Consider the following 6,053-nt stretch of genomic DNA (forward strand, 5'->3'; position numbering starts at 1 on the left):
GGTACGGCGACGGGCCCGGGGCGCGGGGCTCTTCCCGCTCCGTAGCGGTCAGGCCGGGGCGAACTCGACCTTCGTCGTGCCCGGGTCCGCCTGGGTGAGGCGGACCCGGAGTCGTTCGCCCAGGGGAAGCCGGGAGGAGCCGCCGGTGATCCGGGCGAAGACCGCCGGGGACTCCAACTGGACGGTTCCGACGGTGGGTTCGTGTTCCTGGACGTCCACCACGCAGCCCTCGAAGAGTTCGCCGACCCGGTCCTTGAGCAGGGCGGCCTCCACGATGTCGACGCACTCGCGCTCGACGGTCCCCGCGCGTCGGCCACCGTCCGCCATCTCCTTGGGAAGGGCGTCCAGCGCCGCGAGGGCCCACTCGGGCGACGCCTGTCCGGCGACGGCCGCGAGGCAGATCTCGGCGGCGTAGCGGTCGACGAGCCGGCGCAGCGGGGCCGTGCAGTGCGTGTACGGCGCGGCGACGGCGGCGTGCGCGGTGACGTCGGGGAGGGCGCCGTCCCGGAAGACGGTGTACCCGGCGCCGCGCAGCAGGGTCGTGCACTCCTGGAGGAAGGCCGCGTGGTGCGGCTTGTGCGGGTCGAGGGAGCGGATGAGCTGCGCGTACGAGACGTGGTGCGGCCAGTCGATGCGCAGGGCCCTTGCGGTGCGGCGCAGCCGGCCGACGGCGCCGTCGGGCGCGGCGGGCAGGGTGCGCAGCACTCCCGTGCCGTGGGCGAGCATCAGGTCCGCCGCGGCCATGCCGGTGAGCAGGGAGATCTGGGCGTTCCAGCCGTCGGCGGGCAGCGGGGCGCGGTAGGCGAGTTCGTACGTCCCGTCCTTCTCGACGATCTCCTGCTCGGGCACGTTCAGCGAGATGCCCCCGCGCTCGACCTCCAGGGCCTCGCGGAGCGTGCCGACGTCCTTGAGGAGCGCGAGGGGTTCCTCCGCCGTCCCCGCGTCGATCTGCCGCTGGACGTGCGCGTAGTCGAGCTTGGCGCGGCTGCGGACCAGGGCGCGGCGGACGTCGGTCACCTCCGTGCGGCCGTCGGCGTCCAGGTCGATCGTCCACAGGACGGCGGGGCAGGTCTGGTCCGGAAGGAGACTGGCGGTGCCCTCGGAGAGCCCGGGCGGGTGGACGGGGATCTTCTCGTCGGGGAAGTAGAGGGTCATCACGCGGCGGTGGGCCTCGGCGTCCAGGGCTCCGCCGGGGGTCACGAAGGCGGCCACGTCGGCGATGGCGTACCGGACGCGGTAGCCGCCCTTGTCGCGGCGCGACAGGTGCATCGCCTGGTCGAGGTCCTCGGACGCCGGCGGGTCGATGGTGAACAGCGGGATGTCCGTCGCGTCGTACGAGGGCAGCCGGGGCGGCTGTGCGGCCTCCGCGAGCGCCTCGGCGGGGAAGGTCTCGGGCACGCCGAGTTCCGTCCGCAACGCGCTGAGGGCGGCTCGCAGTGGAGCCTCCGGTGCACCGGTGACACGGACGCGACGGCGAGGCATGCGTCGAGCCTAGGCCGGGGGTCCCGGATGAGCACCCCGAGCGGGGCGCCGGCCGGGCGCGCTCGGGCCGTCCGGACGGCCCCGGCACACCCCTTAGGCTGGCGACGGGCCGTTTCCACCGTGAGGAGATCCAACCGTGCTCGTGCTGCTGCCCCCCTCCGAAGGCAAGGCCTCCTCCGGCCGGGGAACCCCGCTCAAGCTGGAGTCGCTGTCCCTGCCCGGTCTCACGGAGGCACGCCAGGCGGTTGTCGACGAGCTGGTCGAGCTGTGCGCCGCCGACGAGGAGAAGGCGCGTGAGGTGCTCGGTCTGAGCGAGGGGCTGCGCGGGGAGATCGCGAAGAACATCGAGCTGCGGACCGCGGGCGCGCGTCCGGCCGGGGAGATCTACACCGGCGTCCTGTACGACTCCCTGGACCTGGCCTCGCTGGACACCGCGGCCAAGCGGCGCGCGGGCCGTTCACTGCTCGTGTTCTCCGGGCTGTGGGGCGCGGTGCGGGTGACGGACCGGATCCCCTCGTACCGCTGCTCGATGGGGGTGAAGCTGCCCGGCCTCGGAGCGCTGGGCGCGCACTGGCGTACGCCGATGGCGAGCGCGCTCCCCGAGGCGGCGGGTGACGGTCTCGTCCTGGATCTGCGGTCCTCGGCCTACACGGCGGCGTGGAAGCCCAAGGGCGCGGTCGCGGAGCGGACGGCGACGGTACGGGTGCTGCACGCGCAGATGGTGGACGGCGTCGAGAAGCGGTCCGTCGTGAGCCACTTCAACAAGGCGACCAAGGGGAAGATCGTCCGGAGCCTGCTCGGCACGGGTGCGGCGCCGAAGAACCCCGCCGAGCTGGTCGAGGCGCTGCGGGATCTCGGGTACACGGTCGAGGCGCAGGAGCCCGGCCGGGCGGGCCGGCCCTGGGCTCTCGACGTGGTGGTGACGGAGATCCACTGAGGGCCGCCCTCTCTCGTTGCATCATGCGCAACGACCTTTGCGCATGATGCACACCCCGGGCAGGATGTGGGCATGACTTCGCCGCTGCCCCCGTTTCCGCATGCCTCCGTCCTGGATCTCGCGCCCGTCGTCCCTGTCGTCGTGGTCGCGGACGCCGCCGACGCCGTTCCCCTGGCGCGGGCGCTGGTCGCCGGCGGGCTGCCCGCGATCGAGGTGACGCTGCGGACCCCGGCCGCGCTCGACGCGATCCGCGCCATCGCGGCACAGGTCCCGGACGCGGTGGTCGGCGCGGGCACCGTGCTGACGCCGGAACACGTGGCGCAGTCCGTCGCGGCGGGCGCCCGCTTCCTGGTCAGCCCGGGCTGGACGGATGTCCTGCTCGACGCGATGACGTCGTCCGGGGTGCCGTTCCTGCCGGGGGTGTCGACCACGTCGGAGGTGGTGGCGCTGCTGGAGCGCGGGGTACGCGAGATGAAGTTCTTCCCCGCGCAGGCCGCGGGCGGTACGGCGTACCTGAGGTCACTGGCGGGGCCGCTTCCGCAGGCCCGGTTCTGCCCGACCGGAGGCATCGGCCTCGACACCGCGCCGGACTACCTCGCCCTCCCGAACGTGGGCTGTGTGGGCGGCAGTTGGATGCTCCCGTCGGACGCGATCGCCGCGCGGGACTGGCAGCGGGTGGAGCGGCTGGCCCGGGAGGCGTCGGCGCTGCGCGGCCAGGACCCCGGCCAGGGGGACCGGTCCGCTCAGGCCACCCGGACGACCACCTTGCCGAAGGCCGCGCCGCTCGCGTAGTAGCGGTACGCCTCCCGCACCTCGCCGAAGCCGAAGACGCGGTCCACGACCGGTCGCGCGCCGTGCAGTCGCAGCGCCCGGTTCATCGACTCGAAGTGGGCGCGGCTGCCGACGAACACCCGGCGGATCGTGGCCAGGCTCCCCGCGTACGCGGCGTTGGAGATCTCGATGCCGGACCTGCCCGGACCGCCGGTGATGAGGAGGACGATCTCGGCGTACAGGGCGGCGGCCCGCACCGACTGCTCGATGGTCTCGGGGCCGTTGGTCTCGACGACGAGGTCGGCGCCACGGCCGCCGGTCAGCTCCCGCACTTCCAGCCCCCATTCGGGATTCTCGGCGTAGTTCACGACATGGTCCGCGCCCAGCGCCTTGAGCCGGTCGGCCTTCTCCGCGCTCGACGTCGTCGCGACGACCTCGGCGCCCAGCATCTTGGCGAACCGCACGACGAACAGGGACAGCGCTCCGGTGCCCAGAGTGAGGACGGTGCGGCCGGGAGCGAGCGGCTCGCCGCCCGTCAGGCAGTGCCAGGCGGTCACCCCGGCGCAGGGCAGACAGGCCGCCTCCTCCCAGGTCAGATGGTCCGGGACGCGCACCGCGGCTTCCTCGTCGAGGCGGGCGTACTCGGTGAGCATGCCGTCGAGGGTGGCGCCGGGCTGGTCGAACCGGTCCGGGGTGATCCGTCCGTCCAGCCAGTTCGGGAAGTACGTGCCCACCACCCGGTCCCCCACCGCGAACCGGGTCACCTCCGCCCCCACGGCGACGACCTCCCCCGCCCCGTCGCTCACCGGGATCACGTCCGGTACGGCCTTCAGCGGGTAGGTCCCGTTCAGGATCAGCAGGTCGCGCTTGTTGAGGGAGGCGGCGCGGATCCTGACCAGGATGTCGCGGGGTCCCGGTTCGGGCCGGGCCTGCTCACGCGCGACGATGCCGTCGACGGTGCCGGGGGTTTCGAGGTGGTAGGCGCGCATGTTCCGCTCCCTGCGTGGAGTCCGGTGTGGATGCGTCCATGCTGTTCGGGGCGGGGTCGCCGCTCAATTCCCGGCCGGGTATGACGGGACGGGGTGGTCACCGGCTGACTCCCGGGAGGCGGATCCTGACGCCGGCTCCCGGCCCTCTGCCGTACAACTGACGCCATGACGACCGGTACCTCACTGTCCGCCGAACCGCCACCTTTCGCACGGGAGTTGCTGCGCTGGCGCACGGTGCGCCGGGTGAGTCAGCTGGAGCTGGCCTCACGGGCCGGGACGACGCAGCGGTACGTCAGTTTCATCGAGCGGGGGCGGTCGGTGCCCGGCCGGGAGATCGTGATCAGGCTCGCCGAATCACTGGACCTCACCCTGCGCGAGCGCAACGCGCTGCTGCTGGCCGCCGGTTACGCGCCCGCGTTCGCCGAGTCGCCGCTCGACGCGGAGATCCTGAAACCCGTACGGGAGGCGCTGGACAGCATTCTCGACGGGCATCTGCCGTATCCGGCGGTGGTGGCGGGGCCGCGCGGTGAACTGGTCGCGGCGAACGCGGCGTTCGACGTGCTGGCCGAGGGGGTCGCGCCCGACCTGCTGGCACCGCCGGTGAACGTCCTGCGGCTGGCCCTGCATCCACGCGGTATGGCGTCCCGGGTGGTCAACCTGGACGCGTGGGGGCAGCACATCGTCGAGAACCTGCGGGCCCGCTCCGCACGCAGTCCCGATCCCCGGCTCGACGAGCTGGCCGAGGAGTTGGCGCGGTACGTGCCGCCCGGCACGCCCGGCGCAGACCACCTCGGATTCGCGGTGCCGTTGCGACTGCGGTGCGAGGAGGGCGAGTTGAGGCTGCTCACCACGCTGACGTCGTTCGCGACGGCGGTGGACGTGACGCTCGCCGAACTCCATCTGGAGGCGTTCCTCCCCGCGGACCGGGAGAGCGCCGAGATCCTCAGGAGCCGCGCAGCCCGGCGGGGCTGAGCCCTCCGGGTCCGTCCCCGCGACGCCGGTGCGGTCGTCGCCGACGGGGGATCAGCGCAGGTGCGAGGTGTCGTTGAACAGCCGGACGCTCGCGTTGCCGTCCGCGTAGTAGGCCACCGCGGAGAGGGACGCCGCCGACAGTTCCATCCGGAACAGGGACTCCGGCGGGGCGCCGAGGGCCAGCCGTACCAGGGTCTTGATCGGGGTGACGTGCGTGACGAGCAGGACCGTACGGCCCGCGTGGGCGGCGGTCAGCCTGTCTCGGGTGTCCGCCATGCGGTGGGCGGTCGCGGTGAAGCTCTCGCCGCCGCCGGTCGGTTCGACGTCCGGGGAGCCGAGCCAGGCGTTCAGGTCGTCCGGGTACCGTTCGCGGACCTCGCCGAAGGTCAGCCCCTCCCAGGCGCCGAAGTCCGTCTCGCGCAGGCCGTCCTCGACGACCACGTCGAGGCCGAGGCGGGCGGCGACGACGGCCGCGGTCTCGCGGGTGCGGGCCAGCGGGGAGGCCACGACGGCCTGGACGGTGCCGCGCGCGGCCAGCGCCGTGGCGGCCCGCTCCGCCTGCTGCCGGCCCACGTCGGAGAGGGAGGGGTCGCTGCCGCCGCTGCCCGAGAACCGCTTCTGCGGGGTCAGGGGGGTCTCGCCGTGGCGCAGGAGGACGAAGGTGGCCGGGGCGCCCATGTCGGGGGCGGCGCCCCACCCGACGGTCGGGGCGGGGCCCGCCACGTTGCGCGCGGCCCGCCTGTCGTCCGTCACCTTCGCGGCTTCGCCACCGGGTGACGAGGTGGGGCCCTCGGCCGTCGTCCGGCTGCCACTCGGCTGTGGCTCGTCGCGCGGGTCCCCGCGCCCCTGAACCGACACCCCCGTGCCCGCGGGTTCGCCACCGGGTGACGAGGTGGGGCCCT

At 73.7% G+C, this 6,053-nt stretch carries 6 protein-coding genes; 3 read left to right on the forward strand and 3 right to left on the reverse strand.

What is annotated here, in order from left to right:
- Positions 1-48: 48 nt before the first annotated feature.
- Positions 49-1,482 carry an RNB domain-containing ribonuclease gene (locus ACIRQH_RS23805; RefSeq protein WP_404226952.1) on the reverse strand — a complete coding sequence of 478 codons (1,434 nt, stop codon included), beginning with the start codon at positions 1,480-1,482 and terminating at the stop codon, positions 49-51.
- A gap of 136 nt (positions 1,483-1,618) precedes the next feature.
- Here ACIRQH_RS23805 and yaaA point away from each other — a divergent pair, with 136 nt between their 5' ends.
- Both yaaA and eda read left to right on the forward strand, forming a co-directional pair.
- Positions 1,619-2,419 (forward strand): peroxide stress protein YaaA, encoded by an 801-nt coding sequence (gene yaaA / locus ACIRQH_RS23810; RefSeq protein ID WP_358815293.1) that lies wholly within the window; start codon positions 1,619-1,621, stop codon positions 2,417-2,419.
- Positions 2,420-2,491: 72 nt separating this feature from the next.
- A complete protein-coding gene (eda, locus tag ACIRQH_RS23815; protein WP_358815294.1) occupies positions 2,492-3,211 on the forward strand; it encodes a bifunctional 4-hydroxy-2-oxoglutarate aldolase/2-dehydro-3-deoxy-phosphogluconate aldolase in 720 nt (239 codons plus the stop codon).
- On the opposite strand, the gene ACIRQH_RS23820 is transcribed toward eda, so the two are convergent.
- Positions 3,163-4,179: an NAD(P)-dependent alcohol dehydrogenase gene (locus ACIRQH_RS23820; protein ID WP_388929873.1), complete on the reverse strand. Its 1,017-nt coding sequence runs from the start codon at positions 4,177-4,179 to the stop codon at positions 3,163-3,165. The two genes, eda and ACIRQH_RS23820, sit on opposite strands and share 49 nt — an antisense overlap.
- A 165-nt stretch (positions 4,180-4,344) precedes the next feature.
- Here ACIRQH_RS23820 and ACIRQH_RS23825 point away from each other — a divergent pair, with 165 nt between their 5' ends.
- Positions 4,345-5,151, forward strand: a complete 807-nt coding sequence (locus ACIRQH_RS23825; protein WP_358815296.1) for a helix-turn-helix transcriptional regulator — start codon at positions 4,345-4,347, stop codon at positions 5,149-5,151.
- 51 nt (positions 5,152-5,202) lie between these two features.
- Here ACIRQH_RS23825 and ACIRQH_RS23830 read toward each other — a convergent pair.
- Positions 5,203-6,053, reverse strand: an 851-nt coding sequence (locus tag ACIRQH_RS23830; protein WP_404226953.1) for a bifunctional RNase H/acid phosphatase, incomplete at its 5' end; no start/stop codon positions are given.

This window comes from Streptomyces sp. NPDC102279 (genome assembly GCF_044766365.1).
GTDB lineage: Bacteria > Actinomycetota > Actinomycetes > Streptomycetales > Streptomycetaceae > Streptomyces.

Coding starts and splice junctions, on each gene's coding strand:
- ACIRQH_RS23805 (WP_404226952.1), bottom strand. CDS start 1,482: ATGCCTCGCCGTCGCGTCCGTGTCACCGGTGCACCGGAGGCTCCACTG.
- eda (WP_358815294.1), top strand. CDS start 2,492: ATGACTTCGCCGCTGCCCCCGTTTCCGCATGCCTCCGTCCTGGATCTC.
- ACIRQH_RS23820 (WP_388929873.1), bottom strand. CDS start 4,179: ATGCGCGCCTACCACCTCGAAACCCCCGGCACCGTCGACGGCATCGTC.
- ACIRQH_RS23825 (WP_358815296.1), top strand. CDS start 4,345: ATGACGACCGGTACCTCACTGTCCGCCGAACCGCCACCTTTCGCACGG.